This window comes from Luteimonas sp. MC1895 (assembly GCF_016457215.1).
Classification (GTDB): domain Bacteria; phylum Pseudomonadota; class Gammaproteobacteria; order Xanthomonadales; family Xanthomonadaceae; genus Luteimonas.
In genome coordinates, this window is the sequence record NZ_JAEMDY010000003.1 from 122898 (window position 1) to 142765 (window position 19868).

24 protein-coding genes are annotated in these 19868 nt (G+C 71.5%); 12 read left to right on the forward strand and 12 right to left on the reverse strand.

Features of this window, described 5'->3' with window-relative positions:
* Nucleotides 1–170: 170 nt before the first annotated feature.
* Genes JG616_RS08590 through JG616_RS08600 form a run of 3 tightly spaced genes read left to right on the forward strand, consistent with a single transcriptional unit; the run spans nucleotide 171 to nucleotide 3309 of the window.
* The gene (locus JG616_RS08590; RefSeq protein ID WP_199361820.1) at nucleotides 171–1028 is read left to right on the forward strand and encodes an N-formylglutamate amidohydrolase; all 858 of its coding nucleotides are present in this window, start codon (nucleotides 171–173) and stop codon (nucleotides 1026–1028) included.
* Nucleotides 1025–2251 carry a tyrosine/phenylalanine carboxypeptidase domain-containing protein gene (locus JG616_RS08595; RefSeq protein WP_199392324.1) on the forward strand — a complete coding sequence of 409 codons (1227 nt, stop codon included), beginning with the start codon at nucleotides 1025–1027 and terminating at the stop codon, nucleotides 2249–2251. Before JG616_RS08590 ends, JG616_RS08595 begins: the two co-directional genes overlap by 4 nt.
* Nucleotides 2248–3309: a hypothetical protein gene (locus JG616_RS08600; RefSeq protein WP_199392325.1), complete on the forward strand. Its 1062-nt coding sequence runs from the start codon at nucleotides 2248–2250 to the stop codon at nucleotides 3307–3309. Before JG616_RS08595 ends, JG616_RS08600 begins: the two co-directional genes overlap by 4 nt.
* A gap of 20 nt (nucleotides 3310–3329) precedes the next feature.
* On the opposite strand, the gene JG616_RS08605 is transcribed toward JG616_RS08600, so the two are convergent.
* Nucleotides 3330–4949, reverse strand: a complete 1620-nt coding sequence (locus JG616_RS08605; protein WP_199392326.1) for an amidohydrolase family protein — start codon at nucleotides 4947–4949, stop codon at nucleotides 3330–3332.
* Nucleotides 4950–5086: 137 nt separating this feature from the next.
* Here JG616_RS08605 and JG616_RS08610 point away from each other — a divergent pair, with 137 nt between their 5' ends.
* On the forward strand, nucleotides 5087–5353 hold the full coding sequence (locus tag JG616_RS08610; protein WP_199361816.1) for a hypothetical protein: 267 nt from the start codon (nucleotides 5087–5089) through the stop codon (nucleotides 5351–5353).
* Nucleotides 5354–5405: 52 nt separating this feature from the next.
* Here JG616_RS08610 and JG616_RS08615 read toward each other — a convergent pair whose 3' ends face one another.
* Nucleotides 5406–5963 carry a DUF3228 family protein gene (locus JG616_RS08615; RefSeq protein WP_199361815.1) on the reverse strand — a complete coding sequence of 186 codons (558 nt, stop codon included), beginning with the start codon at nucleotides 5961–5963 and terminating at the stop codon, nucleotides 5406–5408.
* A gap of 101 nt (nucleotides 5964–6064) precedes the next feature.
* Here JG616_RS08615 and JG616_RS08620 point away from each other — a divergent pair, with 101 nt between their 5' ends.
* On the forward strand, nucleotides 6065–6460 hold the full coding sequence (locus tag JG616_RS08620; protein ID WP_199392327.1) for an MbcA/ParS/Xre antitoxin family protein: 396 nt from the start codon (nucleotides 6065–6067) through the stop codon (nucleotides 6458–6460).
* Nucleotides 6457–7161: an RES family NAD+ phosphorylase gene (locus JG616_RS08625; RefSeq protein WP_199361813.1), complete on the forward strand. Its 705-nt coding sequence runs from the start codon at nucleotides 6457–6459 to the stop codon at nucleotides 7159–7161. The genes JG616_RS08620 and JG616_RS08625 overlap by 4 nt, the downstream gene beginning before the upstream one ends.
* 7 nt (nucleotides 7162–7168) lie before the next feature.
* Here JG616_RS08625 and JG616_RS08630 read toward each other — a convergent pair whose 3' ends face one another.
* Both JG616_RS08630 and JG616_RS08635 read right to left on the reverse strand, forming a co-directional pair.
* Complete coding sequence (locus JG616_RS08630) at nucleotides 7169–7774, reverse strand: YbhB/YbcL family Raf kinase inhibitor-like protein (RefSeq protein ID WP_199361812.1); 606 nt, start codon at nucleotides 7772–7774, stop codon at nucleotides 7169–7171.
* Nucleotides 7775–7817: 43 nt separating this feature from the next.
* Nucleotides 7818–8858: an LD-carboxypeptidase gene (locus JG616_RS08635; RefSeq protein WP_199392328.1), complete on the reverse strand. Its 1041-nt coding sequence runs from the start codon at nucleotides 8856–8858 to the stop codon at nucleotides 7818–7820.
* Nucleotides 8859–8980: 122 nt separating this feature from the next.
* Here JG616_RS08635 and JG616_RS08640 point away from each other — a divergent pair, with 122 nt between their 5' ends.
* Nucleotides 8981–9463 (forward strand): lipocalin family protein, encoded by a 483-nt coding sequence (locus JG616_RS08640; RefSeq protein ID WP_199392329.1) that lies wholly within the window; start codon nucleotides 8981–8983, stop codon nucleotides 9461–9463.
* Nucleotides 9464–9578: 115 nt separating this feature from the next.
* Nucleotides 9579–10745: a DUF3667 domain-containing protein gene (locus JG616_RS08645; RefSeq protein WP_199392330.1), complete on the forward strand. Its 1167-nt coding sequence runs from the start codon at nucleotides 9579–9581 to the stop codon at nucleotides 10743–10745.
* A 62-nt stretch (nucleotides 10746–10807) separates the two neighbouring features.
* Here the strand turns inward: JG616_RS08645 and JG616_RS08650 are convergent, their stop codons facing one another.
* Complete coding sequence (locus JG616_RS08650; protein WP_199392331.1) at nucleotides 10808–11602, reverse strand: outer membrane beta-barrel protein; 795 nt, start codon at nucleotides 11600–11602, stop codon at nucleotides 10808–10810.
* Between the two features lie 199 nt (nucleotides 11603–11801).
* Nucleotides 11802–12392, reverse strand: coding sequence for a DUF4142 domain-containing protein (locus tag JG616_RS08655; protein WP_199392332.1), 591 nt, complete (start codon nucleotides 12390–12392; stop codon nucleotides 11802–11804).
* Nucleotides 12393–12513: 121 nt separating this feature from the next.
* Between JG616_RS08655 and JG616_RS08660 the strand changes: the two genes are divergently transcribed.
* A complete protein-coding gene (locus JG616_RS08660) occupies nucleotides 12514–13257 on the forward strand; it encodes a DNA-formamidopyrimidine glycosylase family protein (protein WP_199392333.1) in 744 nt (247 codons plus the stop codon).
* A 7-nt stretch (nucleotides 13258–13264) separates the two neighbouring features.
* On the opposite strand, the gene JG616_RS08665 is transcribed toward JG616_RS08660, so the two are convergent.
* Nucleotides 13265–13870 (reverse strand): urea carboxylase-associated family protein, encoded by a 606-nt coding sequence (locus tag JG616_RS08665; RefSeq protein ID WP_199392334.1) that lies wholly within the window; start codon nucleotides 13868–13870, stop codon nucleotides 13265–13267.
* A complete protein-coding gene (gene gntA / locus JG616_RS08670) occupies nucleotides 13867–14574 on the reverse strand; it encodes a guanitoxin biosynthesis heme-dependent pre-guanitoxin N-hydroxylase GntA (RefSeq protein ID WP_199392335.1) in 708 nt (235 codons plus the stop codon). The genes JG616_RS08665 and gntA overlap by 4 nt, the downstream gene beginning before the upstream one ends.
* Before the next feature lie 164 nt (nucleotides 14575–14738).
* On the opposite strand from gntA, the gene fabR reads away from it, so the two are divergent.
* On the forward strand, nucleotides 14739–15374 hold the full coding sequence (gene fabR, locus JG616_RS08675; RefSeq protein WP_199392336.1) for an HTH-type transcriptional repressor FabR: 636 nt from the start codon (nucleotides 14739–14741) through the stop codon (nucleotides 15372–15374).
* Here fabR and JG616_RS08680 read toward each other — a convergent pair.
* From JG616_RS08680 to JG616_RS08695, 4 genes are all read right to left on the reverse strand, one after another.
* A complete protein-coding gene (locus JG616_RS08680; protein ID WP_199392337.1) occupies nucleotides 15331–16263 on the reverse strand; it encodes a pseudouridine synthase in 933 nt (310 codons plus the stop codon). The genes fabR and JG616_RS08680 overlap by 44 nt on opposite strands.
* Before the next feature lie 87 nt (nucleotides 16264–16350).
* Nucleotides 16351–17070 (reverse strand): DUF5666 domain-containing protein, encoded by a 720-nt coding sequence (locus JG616_RS08685; RefSeq protein WP_199392338.1) that lies wholly within the window; start codon nucleotides 17068–17070, stop codon nucleotides 16351–16353.
* Between the two features lie 102 nt (nucleotides 17071–17172).
* A complete protein-coding gene (locus JG616_RS08690; RefSeq protein ID WP_207748980.1) occupies nucleotides 17173–17961 on the reverse strand; it encodes a biotin/lipoate A/B protein ligase family protein in 789 nt (262 codons plus the stop codon).
* Nucleotides 17958–18290, reverse strand: a complete 333-nt coding sequence (locus JG616_RS08695; protein ID WP_199392339.1) for a biotin--protein ligase — start codon at nucleotides 18288–18290, stop codon at nucleotides 17958–17960. The genes JG616_RS08690 and JG616_RS08695 overlap by 4 nt, the downstream gene beginning before the upstream one ends.
* Before the next feature lie 203 nt (nucleotides 18291–18493).
* On the opposite strand from JG616_RS08695, the gene JG616_RS08700 reads away from it, so the two are divergent.
* A complete protein-coding gene (locus tag JG616_RS08700; protein ID WP_199392510.1) occupies nucleotides 18494–19219 on the forward strand; it encodes an rRNA pseudouridine synthase in 726 nt (241 codons plus the stop codon).
* An 8-nt stretch (nucleotides 19220–19227) separates the two neighbouring features.
* Nucleotides 19228–19848: a tRNA (pseudouridine(54)-N(1))-methyltransferase TrmY gene (gene trmY, locus JG616_RS08705; protein ID WP_199392340.1), complete on the forward strand. Its 621-nt coding sequence runs from the start codon at nucleotides 19228–19230 to the stop codon at nucleotides 19846–19848.
* The last annotated feature ends 20 nt before the right edge of the window (nucleotides 19849–19868 follow it).

A 19868-nucleotide genomic window follows, 5' to 3' on the forward strand; every position in this document is an offset into this window, starting at 1 on the left:
GTTTCGCGGGCGGACGTCGCGTGCATGGGCATCGTGCGTGTCGGCATCAGCGGAGCTTCGCAGCGTTCGCGTGTCCACAACGTCGGCGGGTGGGGCGCTCCACACCGCGCACGCCACGCGCCGCCCATGGTCACGGCATGATCATTGCCGGGCTGCCAGCATCGCCGCCCATGGCTTTGCGAGACGTCACGGCCGCACGCGGTCGCTATTTCACCGGCAGCGAGCTGCCGATTCCCTCCGACGCGGCGCGCGAATGGAACATCGCGGTGGCCGATGGACCGGTCGTCGCCACGGCGATCCACGACGGGCACCACATCCGTCCGGCGCTGCGGTCGCTGCTGGCCCTGTCCGACGCGGCACGCTTCCGCGAGGAGGACCCGCTGACCGGCGTGCTGACCGAGGTCGGCGACGTGCGCATCCAGGTCCCGTCCTCGCGCTTCGAACTCGACCACAACCGCCCGCGCAAGGGCGCGGTCTATGCCCGGCCGGAGGACTGCTGGGGGCTGGAGGTCTGGCGCAGGCCGTTGCCGGAGGCCGAGATCGCGCGCTCGCTCGCGGGCTGGGACCGCTTCCGCTCGATGTTCGCCGAACTGCTGGACCGGCTGCTGGAGCGCTGGGAGGCGGTGCTGCTGGTCGACATCCACAGCTACAACCACCGCCGCGACGGTCCCGATGGCGAGGCCGCGCCGCAGGACGGCAATCCCGACATCGAGCTGGGCCTGACGACCGCCGACCCGGAGCGCTGGGGCGATGTCGCCAGGCGCTTCACCTCGGCGCTGCAGGCGACGCCCATCGGCGGCCGCGTGCCCGACGTGCGCGCCAACGTGCGCTTCCCGACCGGCGGCGATTTCCCGGAGTGGGTGTACTCGCGCTGGGGCGGACGGGTGTGCACGATCTCGCCCGAGTACAAGAAGATCTTCATGGACGAGCACAGCGGCCAGGTCGACATCGCCGCACTCTATGCCCTGCGCGACGGGCTGCGGGTGGCGGTGGACGCGGTCCGCGGCGACTTCAGGGCCAGGTCGTGAGCGCGCGCCTCGCGACAGCCGCGTCGCCGCGGCCGCTGCCACCCGTGGCGGCCGAGGTCGACGCCGCGCTCATCGAGCTGGATGCCGGGCTGGACTGGCTGATCGCGCTCACGCCGCTCGGCACCGACGCACTCTGGGACGATTTCGAGGCGTCGGGGCGGACCCGCGTCGCGCCGCTGCGCTACGCCGATCCGCCGGCCGGGCTCGAGGTGATGCGCGAGCGCCTGCTGGCGCTGCCGATCGGGGACATCGAATCACCCCTGCTGGCCGGCGTGCTCGGCGAGAAGCAGCGCGAACTCGCACGCATGATCGAACTGGTCCGGCTACGCGGCACCGACGGCTTCGTGGGCGCGAGCATCGATCTCTTCGGCGGCGTCGAGGCGGGCCTGCTGGCTGTCGCCCGCGAGATCCTCGCCGGCGTCGGTGACGGCGAGCCGCTGGAAGCCGACACCGGCGTGGATGCCGTGGTCGCCGCGATCGAGGACGAAGTCGCCTGGTACCGCGAACGTGCGCCGGGCTTCAGCCTGGACGTGGTGGTGGACGCGGACATCGGTTCGCTGATGATGGTCTCGCACGGCCGCCTGTACCTGGACGCCCGCCTGCGGCTGCCGCGCGCGCGGCTGCAGCCCCTCGTGCAGCACGAGGTCGGCACCCACGTGCTGACCCGCCACAACGGCCTGCAGCAGCCGCTGCGACAGCTCTCCGTGGGCCTTGCCCACTACGACCCGCTGCAGGAAGGCCTGGGCGTACTGGCCGAATTCCTTGCCGGCTACCTCCCGGGCGAACGGCTGCGCGTCCTGGCCGCGCGCGTGGTGGCCGCCGACATGGCGATCCACGGCGAGGACATCCCGGCCATCTTCGCCTGCCTGCATGACACCCACGCGTTCTCCACCGCCGACGCCTTCGACATCGCGGTGCGCGCCTGCCGCGGCGGCGGACTGACCAAGGACGCGGTCTACCTGCGCGGCCTGCGCGACCTGCTGGAGCACCTGCGCGCGGGCGGCAGCTTCGAGCTGCTGTTCGCGGGCAAGTTCGCGCTCGACCACCTCGTGGTCCTCGAACAGCTGGCCGATGCCGGCTGGGTGGTCGCGCCGGCGCTCCTGCCCCGCTACGCCTCGGCCGAGGGCTTCGAGCAGTCGCTGGAGCGCTGTCGCGGCACCGCCCTCGAGGCACTGCACCACGCCCATCCCCCTTCCCTTCCCATGCAGGATCCCACGCCATGAGCGACCGTCCACTGCGCCTCGGGTTCGTCGTCAACGACGTCGCCACCGAGCAGGACAACTACACCACCATCCGCCTTGCACGCACCGCGGCCAACCAGGGACACAGCGTGGCGCTGATCGGACTGGCGGACTTCATCTACGACGCCAACGGCAGCGTCTGCGCCATGGCGCACCTGCCGTCGGGCAGCGCCTACGCCGACGACCAGGCGCTGCTGGACGAGATCCAGGGCGACGAGGCCGCCACCCAGCGCATCAGCGTGGAAGAGCTGGACGTGCTGATGCTGCGCAGCGACCCGGCCGAGGAACTGGTCGACCGTCCCTGGGCGTCGAACAGCGCGCTGCTGTTCGCCCAGCTGGTGACCCGGCGCGGCGTGATCGTGCTCAACGACCCCTTCCATCTCACCAACGCTTCGAACAAGACCTATTTCCAGCATTTCCCCGAGGAAGTGCGCCCGGTCACCTGCATCAGCCGCGACCCCGACGAGCTGCGCGCCTTCATCGCCACCCACGGCGGCCGCGGCGTGATCAAGCCGCTGCAGGGCTCCGGCGGACACGGCGTGTTCGTGGTCAAGGATGGCGAGGCCGCCAACCTCAACCAGATGATCGAGGCGGCGACCCGCGACGGCTATGCCATCGCCCAGGAATACCTGCCCAAGGCCGCCGACGGCGACCTGCGCCTGCTGACGCTCAACGGCCGCCCGCTGCAGGTTGACGGCCGCTACGCCTGCTTCCGCCGCTACAACGACAGCGGCGACGCGCGCAGCAACATCAGCGCCGGCGGCAAGATCGAGCTCGCCGAGCCGGATGCCGACGCGCTGCGGCTGGCCGAGGCGGTGGCGCCCAAGCTGATCCGCGACGGCATGTACCTCGCCGGCCTCGACATCGTCGGCGACAAGCTGATGGAGGTGAACGTCGACACGCCCGGCGGCATCAACATGGCCGAGGAGCTGACCGGCGTCGACTTCAGCAGCCACATCATCGCGGACTTCGCGCGCAAGGTGCGGCTGCGCGAGCAGTACCACGGCATCCTGTCGAACGTGGAGCTGGCGGTGATGTAAAGCGCGTCGCGCGCGGCGCCTCAGGCACCCGCGACCTGGTGGCCCCTGCGCAGCAGCCGGCCGGCACGCACGCCGGCCGTGCCGGCCCCGAAGGCGGGCCGGCCGTTCACCAGCACCAGGTCGAAGCCTTCGGCCAGCGCCGTGGGATCGATGTAATCGGCACGGGCCTGCACGCGGCCCGGATCGAACAGGACGAGGTCGGCTTTCGCGCCGATGCGCACCAGCCCGCGGTCGCGCAGTCCCAGGATCGACGCCGGCAGCGAGGTGGCCTTGCGCACCGCTTCCTCCAGCGGCACCCGCGCATCCGCCGCGGCGAACTCCCCGATCCACTTCGCGAACGTGCCGGCGCCCCGCGGATGGCTGCCGCCGGGCGAGCCGTCGCTGGCGATGGCGACGAAGGGCTCGAGCAGCAGCCGGTCCTGCAGGGTGCGGTCCATGACGAAATGTGCCGCCTGGCCGCCGCCGGGGCCGAGATCGACCAGCACGTCGACGAAGGGACGACCCTCGGCCTCCGCGACCTGGTCCAGGCGGCGTCCGGCGTGCGGGCCGGTGCCGAAGAGAAGTGCGCCGGGGCCATTGCGCTTCTCCATCCGCGCCTGCAGGTGCGCGCGCAGCGCGTCGCCGCGCGCCGCGACGACCGCCGCATAGTCGTTCGGCGGCAGCGCCCATTCCGGGAACAGGATGGCGATGCCGGTGTAGCTGGCCTCGTACGGGTAGGCGTCGGCGGTGGGGCTATTGCCCCGGCCGCGAAGTCCCTGCAGGAAGGCCAGCAGCTCCACGGCGGCGGCTTCGCCCTGGCCATAGACCATCTTCAGGTGCGAGACGTGCGCGCGTGCCGGGCCCGCCGCCTCCACGAGTTCGCGGATCGACGCGCGCACGTCGTCGGCGTCCTCGGAGCGCATATGGCTCATCGCCACGCCGTCCAAGCGCGCGACCACCGGGCCCAGCGCCGCCAGTTCGCGCATCTCCGCATAGCGGCCAGGCACGTATTCGAGTCCCGTCGACAGGCCGAAGGCGCCGGCACGCAGGTCGACCTCGAGCACCGCCTGCAGCCGTTCGAGCTCCGCGTCCGAAGGCCTGCGCGTCCCGTCGTCGATCCCGGCCCGGCGGCGCAGCGCGCCGTGGCCCGACAGGGTGGCGATATTGATGTCGGGCGTGGCGGCGGCGACCGCGTCCATCCACGCGGGCAGGCTGCCGGCCTCCCGCCCTGCGCCGGCCAGCGCGGGACTGCCGCCGTCCTGGCCCAGCACCACCGTGGTCACGCCCATCGCCAGGAAGGGCGTGAACGCGGACTCGAGCGGATCGCCGTGGGTGTGCAGGTCGATGAAGCCCGGCGCGAGCACGCGGCCGCCGCCCTCGACCACGCGCAGCCCGCGCGCATCGCGCGCCGGGATCCGTCCGGTGCCGGCGATCGCGTCACCGCGTACCAGCACGTCGGTGGCGCGTGCCGGCGCGCCGCTGCCGTCGACCAGGCGCACGTCGCGCAGCAGCAGGCCCGCATCGCCCGCATCGCCTGCCCCGGCCACCCCGACTGTCCCGGCTGCCGGCGGCCGCGCGCGGGCGCGTGGAAGGGCCGCGCTGGCGGCGGCCGCGGCCAGCGTTGCCAGCACCTGCCGCCTGGACCACGTCGCCTCGTGCATCGCGCTTCCCCGCTGTGATGGACGCTGCAGGGTAGCCGAGCCCGCGCGCCGCGGTCACACGGGCGCGCCCGCTTCACGCACGCACGCGCAGGCTCGGGATCCACGTGGCGCCGCCACTGATCCGCCGGAGATTCCCGATGAACGCCCGCTTCCCGCTGTCCCTGCTGGCTGCCGCCTGCCTGCTGCTCGCGCTCGGCGCCTGCGACCGCCGCGTGACCGATGCGCCCGACGAATCGCGCGCAGCCGACACCGAGATCCAGCCGGCCGGTACGGCCGGCGACGCCTCGCGTCCGGCCGACAGCGCCAACCCCGATGCGCGCTGCGCCGGCCTGCAGGAGCAGGCGCTGCGCGACTGCATGGAAGGCGTCGACAGCGCCCGTGAAGCCAGCGACCTGCGCCAGTAGCCATCGGGGGCACTCGCTCCCCCGCTTGGGCGCGACGTGCCAATGGGGCTGGTCAGCCGCGCCAGTTGGCGTGCGCGTCCCAGAACGCGACGGCGCGGCGGTAGGCATCGCGGTCGATCGGCACGCCCGAGCCGCCCTCCTCCACGCCCAGCGCGTTGCGCATCATGGTGATCGGGGCCATCGGCGTTTCCACCGGCTCGGCGGTGTACATGCAGCCGACCACGCCCCAGTCGGCATCGATCGGCGTGCCTTCCTTCGCCATCTGCTCGCGGCTGTAGAGGATCACCACCAGGTAGTCGGCGACCGGCGGCTCGAGGCCTTCGAACCAGCGCACCAGCACCGGCAGCTCCTCGCGGGTGCGCGCCTCGTAGGCCGAACGCAGCAGGTGGCGGTTGGCGTCGGTGACCGGAACCGCGAGGCACCGCGTCGAGGTCCAGTTGCGGTGCACGTGCAGCCGGCAGAACGGCGCGTAACCCTCGAGCACCTGCAGCGGCGCGACGTCGTTGAGATGGCGTTCGAACTGCGCAGGGGTGCAGTCCTGGATGGTGTTGCGCCGTGGTTCGCGCGGAAACAGCCGCGCGCGGGCGAAATCGGTGAGGACGATGGACATGGGCGTGGATGCTAAACCGTGGCCAGCGGTTCCCCGGCACCGGGAGTCCCCGGAGCACCATTCGCCTTGACTTTGGTCCCGATCGGGACTAGATTCGAGCCATGAAAGCCGCCGTCGCACTGCCTGCCTGCGCCCCGCGCCGGGACCTGACCGGACCGGCGCTGCGCGCCTTCTTCAACATCACCCGCCGCTGGGAGCTCACCGCCGACCAGGAGCGCGTGCTCCTCGGTAACCCGGGGCGTTCGACGTTCTTCCGCTGGAAGCGCGATCTCGACGGTGCGCTGTGGCAGGACACGCTGGAGCGGATCAGCTACCTGCTGGGCATCTGGAAGGCGCTGCAGATCCTGTTCCCCGAGCCGAGCCAGGCCGACGCCTGGGTCAGGCGGGCCAACGACGCCCCGCTCTTCGGCGGCCAGAGCGCGCTCGAGCGCATGCTCGCCGGGCAGGTTGCCGACCTCTACAGCGTGCGCCGGTACCTCGACGCACAGCGCGGATGAGCGCGCCGCGCGGCATCGGCCGCGCCCGCGTGGCATGGCGCCCGAGCTACCGGATCGTGCCCAGCCGCTTCCCGCCCGTGGGCCTGTTCGACCGCATCGCGTCGCCGGCCGACCTCGATGCGCTGTTCGAGATCGAGGGCCTGACCAACCCGCGCCTGCGCCAGGAGCTCGGCGACCTCTCCATGGTGCCGCGCGGGCGCCGCATCAGCGGGCCCGGCACCACCCCGGTGATGGCCGCCTTCCTGCACGCCAACCCGGACGGTTCGCGCTTCTCGGACGGCAGCTGGGGCGTGTACTACGCGGCACGCGAGCGCGATACCGCCATCGCCGAAACCATCCATCACCGCCAGGCGTTCCTGCGCCACACCGGCGAACCACCCTGCGTGCTGCAGATGCGCTGCTACCTGGCCGACGTCACCGGGCGGCTGCACGACATCCGCGGCGGATGGCCCGCGCTGCACGATCCCGATGCGTACGCGGCGAGCCAGGCCGCGGCGCGCACGCTGCGCGAGGCCGGCAGCGACGGCATCGTCTACGACAGCGCGCGGCGCGACGGCGGCCAGTGCGTGGCGGTGTTCTACCCCGACCTGGTCTCGCCCGCGCGCCAGGGTCCGCACCTGCACTACCACTGGGACGGTGCGCGCATCTCCCACTACTCGGTCATCGAGGAAGTCACCGCGGTCGCGGCGCCCCGGGGCTGAGCCCGCGTCAGCCGCCCGGCGCGGCGTAGGTGCCCACCAGCTTCGCCTTGGCCAGGACATGGCCGCGCATGGCGTCCACCAGGGCGGCGCGGTCGGCGTCGTCGGCAAGCTCCAGCGTCGCATCGAGCGCGAAGAGCTGCAGCTGGTAATGGTGCAGGCCGCTGCCCTCCGGCGGCCTTGGCCCGAAGTAGCCCACGGTGCCGCGGTCGTTCAGGCCCTGGCGCATGCCGGCCGGATCGGCCAGGCGCGCGTCGGCGGCCAGCCCTTCGGGCAGCGCGGTGGCGCCGGCCGGGATGTTCCATGCCACCCAGTGGACATAAGGCTCGGGACGGTCGGCGTCGGGGTCTTCCATCAGCAGCGCATACGACACCGCGCCGTCGACCGGCACCCATGACAGCGGCAGCGAGACGTCATCGGCGTAGGCGCTGTGGCGCGCCGGAATCGGCTGCCCGTCTGCAAACGCCGGCGAGCCCAGCGTCGCGGCGGCGGTTCCGCTGGCCTGGGTCGCGGGGCTGTCGAACGCGATGGTGCCTACGCCGCCGCAGCCGCCGACGGCCAGCAGCAGTGAGACGAGCGCCAGCATGGGCAGGCGGCGCGGACAGGTGATCGCCATGGCGGATCCTTCGGGCGCGGGACCTCAGGCTAGCGCGGCCGGCTCAGTCCTGGAAGACCGGCCCCAGCAGCCGGAAGCTCCCGTCGTCGGCATCCATCTCGACCTGCCCGCCCACCGGCACGATGAACTGTTCGCGGATGTGCCCGATCATCGCGCCGCGGTAGGCCGGAATGCCCAGCGGGCGGATGTAGTCGTCCAGGATCTCGTCGAGCGTCAGCGAACCGTAGCCGTCTCCCGGATCGCAGTCGGTGCACTCGCCGAAGATGAAGCCGGCCAGTCCGTCCAGCGCGCCCATCAGCCGGAGCGTGCTGAACATCCGGTCGATCCGGTACGGCGCTTCGGACACGTCCTCGAGGAACAGCACCTTGCCGCGGAAGTCCGGCAGGTAGGGCGATCCGGCCAGCGCCGTCAGCACCGCCAGGTTGCCGCCCACCAGCTGGCCCTGCGCGCGGCCGCCGGTGATGGTCAGCGTGCGGTTGCGGCGTGGCACCAGCTCGTCGCCCGCCTCCACCCGGTTGCGGTAGTGCATCAGCTCGCGCTGGAAGAACAGGCGGCGGAACTGGTCGGCATTGAAGGCGTTCCAGCTGCCGGTGCCATTGGGTCCGTGGAAGGTCACCAGTCCGGTGCGCGCATGGATGCCGCTGTGCAGCGCGGTGATGTCGGAATAGCCCAGCAGCACCTTGGGGTTGGCGCGGATCGCATCGTAATCGAGCAGGGGCAGCAGGCGCGCGGCGCCGGAGCCGCCGCGCACGGCGACGACCGCGCGCACCTCGGGGTCGGCGAACGCGGCATTGATGTCGCCGGCGCGCGCGGCGTCGCTGCCGGCCAGGTGGCCGCGGCGCGACGCGTGGTGCGCCCCGGTCTTCACCCGGAAGCCGAGCGCCTCCATGACGTCCCGCGAAAGCTGCAGGTTGAGGCGGTCATCGGTGGCCGACGACGGACTGACCAGGGCGACGGTGTCGCCCTCGCGCAGCGCGCGTGGCAGCAGCCGCTCCTGCCCCGCCGCCATGGCGCCACGGCCGCCAGCGAGCGGCAGCAGCAGGCCGGCAAGCGCCATGTGGCCGATGAAAGCGCGTCTGTGCATGTCCGGTCCTGGTTCCCGATCCGCCGAGTGTACGTGCAGCGGACGGTCGCCCCGCGCTGGACAGCGTGTTCACTCTGGCGGACCTAAGCTGCCAGCCCACGTTCGAACACGAAGGACCACCCATGAGCACGCATCCCGGACTCGCCACCGTTCCCAAGGTCGACATCGAGCGCTACATGGGCACGTGGTACGAGATCGCGCGGCTGCCGATGCGCCACGAGCCGGAGGACGCGACCGACATCACCGCGACCTACTCGCTCAAGGCGGATGGCAAGGTCGAGGTCTGCAACCGCATGCGCCGTCGCGGCGAGGTCGACGAGGCGCTGGGCGAGGCCACGGCGCTCGACGACAGTGCAAGCCGCCTGGAGGTGAGCTTCCTGCCCGAAGGCCTGCGCTGGATCCCCTTCACCAAGGGCGACTACTGGATCATCGGCCTCGAGCCGGACTACAGCGTGGCCCTGGTCGGCAGCCCGGACCGCAAGTACCTGTGGCTGCTCGCGCGCACGCCGCGGATCGAACCCGCCACCCGCGAGCACTACCTCGCCATCGCCCGGGCGCAGGGCTTCGACCTGACGCCGCTGATCGATACGCCGCAGAGCGCCTGACCCTCGCGGGACGGCACCCTCGCCGGCCCCCACGGCGCACCCGACGCTGGCGCCCGGGTGCGCCCACCGCTATCGTTACGCCCCGCCCAGATCACGGCCCCGGGGACGAGCGAACGTGAGCAAGCAGGCAGCCGGTGCGGTCGCGCATGACGTGCCCAGCCAGTGCGAGAACTGCGCGGCCACCCTGCATGGCGTCTTCTGCCATGCCTGCGGCCAGTCGGTGCACAACCCCATCCGGCACCTCGGCCACGCCGTCGAGGAGTTCTTCGAAGCGTTCTGGCACCTCGACGGCCGCCTGTTCCGCACCCTGCGCGACCTCTGGTCGCCCGGCAAGGTGGCGATCAACTACCTGGCCGGCCACCGCGCGCGCTATATCGCGCCGCTGCGGCTGTTCGTGGTGCTGAGCGTGCTGACCTTCTTCATCGGCGCGGTCGTCATCCACGTCGAGGACGGTGGCGTGGACCCCGACGCGGTGGCAGACATCGCCAATGCGCGGACGCCCGCCGAGGTGGAGCGCGTACGCGACGCGCTGGTCGCCGGCATCGAGCAGGCGCGCGTCGATGCGGGGGAGACCCCGGGTGTCGACCCGGCGCTGGTGATGGCCGAGGTGCGCGTCCAGAGCGCCGCCGCGAACCGCATCCGCGAGCTGGAAGGCAAGCCGCCCGCCGCCGCTTCGGTCGATGACGCGCTTCCGCCATCGGTGCGCCCCGCGCGTCTGCAGCTCAACATCCTCGGTCACCGGGGCGAGTGGCACCCGCAGGACAATCCCTTCATCGTCGGCTGGTGGCCCGGGTTCGCCAACGACTGGCTGAATCGAAAGCTGGGCAACCTCGAGAAGAACATGCAGTCGCTGGGGGCGGGCACCGCCGACAGCTGGCTGAAGGCGATGATGGCCTCGGCGCCATCGGCGCTGTTCCTGCTGGTGCCGGTGTTCACCGTGCTGCTGCGCATCGCCTACCTTTTCAGCGGCCGGGTCTACCTCGAGCACCTGGTGGTGGCGCTGTACAGCCACGTCTTCCTGCTGATCATGCTGACGCTGGCGTTCATGCTCGCGGCCGCCAACAGCTGGGTCTCGTCGACCCTGGGAAGCTTCGCCCTCGGCGCCTGCTTCGCGGCGGTGATGGCCTGGATGCCGATCTACCTGCTGCTGATGCAGAAACGCGTGTACCGGCAGGCGTGGTGGCTGACCCTGCTCAAGTACCTGGTGGTCGGCTACGTCTATTTCATGATGCTGCTGTTGGCCACGCTGCTGGTCTTCCTGGCGCGGCTGACCGCGGCCTGATCCCGTTCGCGCACGGTCGTGCAGCGGAACGGCGCACCCGGTTCCGGGTGCGCCGCCTGGACTCAGAAGCGGACTTCGGCGCCCAGCATCAGGGTGTCCGCGCGGTTGACCTCGTAGTAGCCCGCGTCCCAGTAGTAGCTGTCGAAGTAGACGTAGTTGGTGTACGTCAGGCCGAGGTTGACGTGGCGGTTGACGTCCACGCCCAGGCCCAGGCCGAAGTAGCCGCCGTCGACGTCCATGGCGTCGTCGCCCTTCTCTTCCGCGGCCCAGTAGCCGGCGCGGACCAGGGCATAGACCGGGCTGGTCCGCCCGAAGTTGAAGCGCGCGTTGACGCCGATGCTCGCATAGTCGACGTCGTCCACAAAGAAGCCGTCCTCGGTCTTCGCGCCGAGTTCGCCGCGGGCCAGCTCGATGCCGATCAGGGTCACCGAACCGGCCTGCCAGCGGTATCCGGCATTGAGTTCGCGTGCCGACTGGTCGACGTCGTCGTAGACCCAGCCACGGCCGCCCTTGGCGCCAATGAAGAATCCGCCACGGCTTTCGTCATGGGCCTGGCGTGCCTCCGGTGCAGGCGCGGGTGCCGGGATCTCGTAGGCGTGGATGATCGGCGCGGCCGGCGGGTTGCCCGTGGCGGAGGCGCGCGGCGCCGCGGCGTCCAAGGCCTGCGGTGCCGTCGCATCACGCGCGACCGGTGCCGGCGTCGACACCGGCGGAATGCGCTTGGCCGGGTCGGCTTCGCGCTGGACCGGCGGCTTCCAGCCCTCGAGCGGCCGGGTCTGCGCGTGTGCCGTCGCGGCGCCGCCGATGGCGCATGCGATCAGGGCGACCGTCGCTGCGGCCTGCCTGGTGTTCTTCATGGTGTCCCCTTCAATGGATGATGCACGGTCGGCGTGCTGCCTTCCTGGCGTGCGGTCATCCTTGGAAGCAGGGGACGTGCCAATCGATCGCGGAGCGTCCATGGGACCTCCGGACCACCTCTCCGACGCTACGCGGCAACACTCGCCGCTGCGGGTCAGGCCCCTTGGCAGGGCCTGACCGTTTCACCGTAGAAAGCGCCTAGATCGTCGCGCGGGGACCGCCGGTCGACGCGGCGCCCTCTTCGCCTCCCGTCGAACCCGCCGCATCCGCGGACGCCTCCGTACCCGACGTGCCCTTGCCCGACGCGGTGGACTGCAGCTCCGCAAGCCGTTCGGCGTGAGCGCGCAGCTTCGGCAGCACGTCCTCGGCGAGCGGGCCACCGGCGCCGCCCTGCGAAACCTCGCGTTCGTAGGCGCGGATGGAATCGCGATGGCACTTGGCCATGTGCTGGAGCCAGGCGCGGTCGTAGGCTTCGCCCTGCAGCTGGTCCAGCGCATGCAGCGCGTCGGCCTGCCGGGCGTCGGGCTCGGGGAGTTGGAGGCCGGACGCCTGCGCCAGCTCGCTGTTGTGCTCGCCGTGGTCGTGCTCGAGCTGCTGGGCGAACGCGCGCACGTCGGCCGAGGCACCACGCAGCTGCGCCGAGCGCGCCGCCGCGACATCGGCCACGCCGGACTGCAGCGCCTGTTCGAAGAAGCCGCTGCCGACCCGCGCGGGTCGCTTCGCCATGGTCTTCCAGGCCGCGTAACCGGCGCCGGCCAGTACGCCAAATTTGATCAGTCGTCCGAGCATGTAGGGATCTCCAGGGTGGGGTCGGGCGAGCATGGACCGCCGGCCGTCCGCACCGCGTGCAGAGCGGGTGCCACGCCGGCTTTGACGCCCGCCTCATGATGGCCGCGCCGATACTCGCGGCATGCCCGAAGGTCCTTCCATCGTCATCCTGCGCGAGGCCGCCGCCGGCCTCACGGGCCGCAAGGTGCTGCGGGTGTCGGGCAACAGCACGCAGGACATCGCGCGCATGCAGGGGCAGAAGGTCCTGGCCGTGCGCAGCTGGGGCAAGCACTTCCTGCTGGAGTTCAAGGGCTTCAGCCTGCGCATCCACTTCCTGCTGTTCGGCAGCTGGCGCCTCAACGAGGAGCGCGACCGCCCGCCCCGGCTCTCGCTGGGATTCAGCAAGGGTGAGGTGCTCAACCTCTACGCGTGTTCGGTGCGTTTCCTCGAGGGCGATCTCGACGCCCATTACGACTGGAGCGCCGACGTGATGAACGCCGCCTGGGACGCCAGGGCGGCCCGCCGCAAGCTGCGTGCCCAGCCCGCGACGCTCGCGGCCGATGCCCTGCTCGACCAGGACCTGTTCGCCGGCGTGGGCAACATCATCAAGAACGAGGTGCTGCACCGGATCCGCGTGCACCCGGAGAGCGCCGTCGGCGCCCTGCCGCCGCGCAAGCTGGGCGAGCTCGTCACCCAGGCGCGCGAATACAGCTTCGACTTCTACCGGTGGAAGAAGGATTTCGTGCTGAAGAAGAACTACCAGGTGCACACGAAATCGACCTGTCCGCGCGACGGCACCCGGCTCAGCTACCGCAAGCATCTCGGCAAGGCCCAGCGCCGCGCCTTCTGGTGCGACACCTGCCAGCGGCTCTACCAGGACGCCTGATCCGCGGTCAGCCGCGCTCGACGCGGAAATCGATCGGCTTGTAGCTGAAGTTGTTCGACTGGCCGGCCGAGCACGCCGTCATGGCCACGACCAGCGGCATTTCCGCGCGCAGGCTGATGTGGTCACCGGCGCGGCTGAGCGGCGGCAGCACGGCCACTTCCCCGCTCTGCCCGTCCACGGTGACGTTCATGAAGATGTTGAAGGCCACCGGCACGCGGTCGCGTGCGATACCCCAGGGCGCCAGCGCGCCGGCCAGGTTGCCCTCGCAGCCGGGGCGCCCGACCTCCTCGCCGTACAGCTTCTCGAACATCTCCTTCGAGCACGGCGTCAGGGTGAAGTCGTGCCGGCCGCAGGTGTCCTCGATGATGGTGAACATCGGGCGGCTGCGGTTGGAGTACAGCACGTCGCCGGTGCTGAGCCAGAGCCTGGACGCGTAGTCGATCGAGCGCCCGGACGAAAGGTATTCGTCGAGGTCGTCGCGGCAGAAGGCGGTGAGGTCGCTGACCTGCTGGCCCATCGGGTCGATCACCACCAGCACATCGCCGGCTGCCAGCTCCACCGCGTGACCGGAGCACGGCGGGATGCGCACGGTCCCGGCGGCATCGGCGCTCATCGCGCGGGCTTCGGGCGGAACGGGCAGGTCCAGTCGCTGCCGACGGCGCGTCCGCTGTACTGGCGCGCCTCCGAAGCCGCGCCGTAGTCGGCCAGGTTCGGGTTGATCGAACCCTGCAGCGCGATGTCGCGCTCGCGGGTGGCGGCCTGCATCTTCGCGTAGCGGCCGTCGCCCTTCAGGCGATCGAACTGCCGGTGCGAGTTGAACACCAGCGCAGGCGACTCGAAACGACGCGCCGTGCGCGAAGCGCCCGCGTGCAGCCCGATCACGAAGAACGGATGACCGGCCAGGCTGAGGCTGAAGCGCGGGTCGGCTGGATCGCGGCTGACGTCGGACGACCAGCGCGCGCCGCGACACACGTCCAGCTCATGCAGGCGCTGCAGCTGCGACCACAGCAGGGCCTCGAAGCGCTGCTCGCTGGTGTCGCCGGGGCCGTCGAACAGTGCGACGAACGCGCGCACCGTCAGGTCGTCCTCGGCCGAGGCATCCAGCACGGCGCCGAACTCCGCCAGCGCGTCGAGCAGCGGGACATCGTTGCGCCGGTCGCCGAGCGCGCCAAGCTCGAAGGTCTCGATGGCGTCGCGGGCCAGCGCCGCCTTGGATCCCACGCAGGGGAAGGCGGGATTGGCGACGTGGTCAAGGAAGCTGCGGGTCAGCGGGCCGGTGCGGGGATGCGCCGGCAGGGACAGGGTGGCGGTATTCATGGCCGCCCACGCTAGCGACGGCGCTGCGATCAGGACGTGAGCGCACCGACGTCGCGGCCGCCGTGGTCAGGTCCGATTCACCGCGTCGTGCCGGCGCGGGACTCTGCGGCGTCGACGGTCCGATTGCGCGATCATGGGCCCTCTTCGCCCGATGCAGTCCCGACGTGCCCCACTCCGCTCCAGCCACGCGCCGACCGCTCGGCCGCCGGCCGTCGATCACCCGCGAGGACCTGATCAACGCCGCGCTGGCGCTGCTCGGCCCCAACCGCAGCGTCTCCACCCTGGGCCTGCGCGAGGTGGCCCGGCAGGCGGGCATCGCGCCCAACAGCTTCTACCGCCACTTCCGCGACATCGACGAGCTGGCGGTGACGCTGATCGAACTCGCCGGCACCTCGCTGCGCGCGGTCATCGGCCAGGCGCGCCATCGCGCCAGCAACGGACACGGCGTGGTGCGCGGATCGGTGGAAGCATTCTTCGACCGGCTGCGCGCCGACGACCGATTCCTCCTGCTGCTCCTGCGCGAGGGCTTGGCCGGCTCGGATGCCTACAAGCAGGCCGTGGACGCGCAGCTGCGCTTCTTCGAGGAGGAACTGCGTGTGGACCTGGCCCGGACGGCAGACCCCGCCGCACGGCCGCTGCATGTCCCGGAGCTCGTGGCGCGTGCCATCACCCGGCTCGTGTTCGCCGTCGGCGCGAGCGCGATCGACCTGCCGCCGGAACGCGACCAGGAACAGATCGACGCGCTCACGACCATGGTCAGGATGATCCTGGTCGGCGCGCGGGGCATGCACGCGGCCTGACGCGGGCCAGGGCCTCCGGTATCCGCAACGCGGAAGCCGACTGGAAGCAACGGCGCTCGCCGGTCAACGGGTCGTCGAAGCCGAGCGACGTGGCGAACAGCTGCAGCGGGCGCGCATGGTCGTCCGCGTCCAGGTCGCCCAAGTCGGGATACAGGCGGTCATTGAGGATCGGCGCGCCCAGGGCCGCCATGTGCACGCGCAGCTGGTGCTTGCGCCCGGTCACCGGCTGCAGGCGGTAGAGCCAGGCATCGGCACCGCGCTCGAGCACGTCGACCATGGTTTCGCTGTTGCACCCGTCGGGCAGCTCGCGCATGCGGAAGAAGGGCTCGCCGCGCTCCAGGCGGCTGCGATGCACGCGCGGGAAGGCGACGCCCGGAAGCGGCGGCGCCAGCGCGTGGTAGACCTTGTCGATGCGGCGCTCGCGGAACAGCGCCTGGTAGCGCGCACGGCTGGCCGGCTCCGCCGAGAACATCACCAGCCCGGCGGTCTCGCGGTCGAGGCGGTGCAGCGGCACCAGCGCCGGGTTGTCCAGGCGCTGCACCAGGCGGGTCAGCAGGGTTTCGCGCACCCAAGCGCCCGTGGGCGCGACCGGAAGGAAATGCGGCTTGTCGGCGACCACCAGGTGCGCATCGACATGCACGATGGACTCGGCGAACGAAATCGCAGGCTCGTCGTCCACCTCGCGGAAGTAGTGCACCTCGGCGCCCGCCCTGAAGGCCGCGGACGCGGCCAGCGCGTGGCCGTCGGCGTCCAGCACGCGTCCGCGCGCGAAGCGCCCATGCCAGGTCGCCGCGGGCACGCGGGGAAACCGCGCGCACAGCGCCTCCAGCACCGTGGCCCATGGCCCGGGCGGAAGCTGCAGCCGGCTGGCCGGGATGCCATCGCGCACGGGCCGCACAGGACGCCCGGCACGCACGGCTGCAGGCCCGCCGCCGGCGCCATCGCCTCCTGTCACGCCGGCCCTTCCCGCATGCCCTCAGTCGCCCACCGAGCGCTCGACGATGATGCGCTCCGCCAGCCACTGGTCGCGGCCCAGCTGCCGCGCCTGCACGCGCACCAGGTCGCCGCGCTCGAGGTCTTCGGGGCGATAGCGTCGGCCCTGGTATTCGACCGTGGTGCGCCCGTCATAGGCCACCTGCACGCCGCCGCGATAGCCCCGGGCGTCCGCGTCCAGGCGGATCGTCCTGGCACGCGTGTCCACGTAGGCGACCGATCCGCGCAGGTCGGTCCCGTCAGCCTGGCCGCCGTCGTAGCCGCCGCCAAAGCCGCCTTCGCGGACGTTGCGCACCACCTCGATGGTGCGCGCCCAGGTCTCGCGACCCGAGGCCGCGGCGTCGATCCGCACCACGTCGCCGCGCTCCAGGCCTTCCACGGCGCTCTCGCGCCCCTGGTAGAAGAGACGCGTGCGCTGGTCGTAGCGCACCTCCTGCTGCAGCCTGCGGCCGCTGCGCGGGTCGTCGACCAGCAGCAGGATGCGGCCGTAGCCGGCATCGAGCCGCTCGACCGTGCCGAGGAGCCCGCCCTGGTCGGGATAGCCTTGGTCGGGATACTCCTGGTCGGGGTAGCGCGGGTCCGGGTAGCGCTGCTGGTCCGGGTAGCGCTGGTCCGGATAGCCGTAGTCTCCGCCACTCGCGCAGCCGGCAAGGGCGAGGACGCTGGCGACCAGCACGAGGGTGATGCGGCGAAGGTGGGTCATGCGTCTGCTCCAGCGGGCCTGGATCCCATATGCCGCCTCGATCGTGAACCCCGGGTCAGCGGCCGGCGCGGCGGCACGGCAGGACGGCTGCTCGCTGCTGCACTAGGGCAGCAGCGCCGTCCACCCGGCGGTCGAGAAGCGCTCCGTCGCCAGCGCCTCGGCGCGACCCAGCTCGTCCGGATGCAGCACGTCGCGCACCAGGCCACCGTGCCGCTGGCGGAAGGTGTCGACCATGCGCTCGATCACCGCCGCGCGCGACAGGCCGGTCTGGCTGCGCAGCGGATCGACGCGCTTCGCCGCGCTGGTGGTGCCCTTGTCGGACAGCTTCTCGCGGCCGACGCGCAGCACCTCCAACATCTTCGCCGCGTCGATGTCGTAGGCCATGGTGACGTGGTGCAGCACCGCGCCGCGACGCCGGGTCTGGGCGGCGCCGGCGATCTTGCCGGCCTTCGAGGTGATGTCGTTCAGCGGCTGGTACCAGGCCTCGATGCCCAGCCCGGCCAGCGCCTCGATCACCCACTCGTCCATGAAGGCATAGGCCTGCTCGAAGGACATGCCCCCGACCAGGGACACCGGCGCGACGATCGAATAGGTGATGGTGTTGCCCGGCTCGATGAACATCGCGCCGCCGCCGCTGATCCGCCGCACCACCTCGATCCCGTGGCGCGCCGCGGCCGCGGCGTCGACCTCGTTGCGCAGCGACTGGAAGCGGCCCATCACCACCGCCGGGCCCGCCCATTCCCAGACCCGCAGCGTCGGCGGGCGGCGGCCCGCGGCCACCTCGTCGAGCATCACGTCGTCGAGCGCCATGTGCAGCGCGGGCGCCTGCGGACCCGCGTGCACCAGGTGCCAGGCGTGGTCCTGCCAGGCGCTGCGGTCCACGGCGCTCATGCCCCGGCCTGCCCGGACCGCATCGCCCCGCCTGCGCCCAGCGCGCGCCGCACCGCCACCGCCACGCCCTCGGGCGTGAGGCCATAGAGCTGCGTGTCCGCGTCCAGCGCGGCGGTCACGGCGGCGGCGAGCTCGGCCTCGCCGGCATCGGCGGGAAATCCGACCAGGGCGGCGTTGATGGCGTCCAGCGCGCTGGCGGGTTCGAGGAAGAAGTCCCCGCTGACCTGCACGCTGGCGATGCGTCCCCCGGCCAGCGCCAGGTCGACCACCACCAGCTTGCCGCCGGGGACCTTGTATTCGCCGTGGCCGGCGTCGTCGATGCTGTGCATCCATGCAGTCTAACCAGCCCGGTGGGCGCATACTGCAAGAGTGGATTGCGCCCGCAATCCCGCGCCAGCGCGAGGAGCACGAGCATGAGCAAGGGCCTGAACCAGAAGAAAGAGACCAAGAAGAAACCGCTGAAGACCGCCAAGGAGAAAAAGGCGGAAAAGCGCGACAAGAACGCCGCCAAGCCGTTCGCCCCGGCGTGAGCGTGGAGGTCGAACCGGTTCGGCTGGCGAAACGCCTCATCGCCCTCACCGGCTGCTCGCGCGCCGACGCCGAGCAGTACATCAAGGGCGGCTGGGTGACGGTTGACGGTGAGCCGGTCGAGAACCCCGCGCACCCGGTCACCAACCAAACCGTGGTGCTCGATCCCGCGGCGCGGCAGGAAGCCAGCGAGCCGGCGACGATCCTGCTGCACAAGCCGGCCGGCTACGACGCCATCAGCGGCGCCCGACCGGCGGCGGCGCTGGTCGACCCCTCCAGCCGCTGGGCCGACGATCCCTCGGGCGTGCGCCTGCTGCAGCGCCACTTCCATCGGCTGACCCCGCTGATGCCGCTCGACGCCGAGGCCAGCGGCCTGATGGTGCTCACCCAGGACGGCCGCGTCTGGCGGCGGCTGAGCGAGGACCGCGACGACATCGAGCAGGAGTTCGTGGTCGAGGTCGGCGGCGAGATCGGACCCTGGGGCCTGGCGAAGCTCCAGCACGGCCTGTCCTACGGCGGCCGGGCCCTGCCCCCGTGCAAGGTCAGCTGGCAGAACGAGATCCGCCTGCGCTTCGCGATCAAGGGCGTGCAGGGCGGCCAGCTGCGCGACATGTGCGCCCAGGTCGGCCTGGACGTGGTGGCGATCCGGCGCATCCGCATCGGCCGGATCGCGCTGGCCAAGATGCCCGAGGGTGCCTGGCGCTACCTGCCCGTTGGCGAACGCTTCTGAGCACGGCGATGCGGACCTTCGTCCTGCGCGCGCGGGCGGCCCCGACCGACAGCCAGGCGCTGCTGGCCTCCGTCGGCCAGGCGGCCCACGCCGAGATCCTCGCGCACACGCTGATGAACGCCATCTTCGTGGCGCAGTCCCACCGGGCCGGCGTCGTCGTCTACCTGGTGCTGGAAAGCACCCGCGACTTCTCGCGCACGATCCGCTTCGAGTCCAGCGCCATCCGCGACATCGGCGGCTTCGACGAACGCACCCTGCTGGCCAGGATCGCCCACGCGCTGGACACGTCCAGGGGCATGGGCAAGGAGGAGACCCGACCGGTGGAGCCCGGCGTCACCGTGCAGACGCTCAGCTTCGAGCGCCTGGTGCAGCAGCTGGCCGACAGCCACCAGCTGTTCCTGATGGACCGCAAGGGCGCCCCGATCCACGCCCAGGCCTTTGGCGACAACCCCTGCTTCCTGCTGACCGACCACATCCCGATGCCGAAGAAGGTGATTCCCGGCCTCGAGCGCATGGGCGCGAAGAAGATCAGCCTCGGCCCGACCATGCTGTTCGCCTCGCAGTGCGTGGTCCTCATCCACCACGCCCTGGACCAGCCCGCCCCCACCCGCCCCGACCCAATCCTGTAGGAGCGGCTACAGCCGCGATC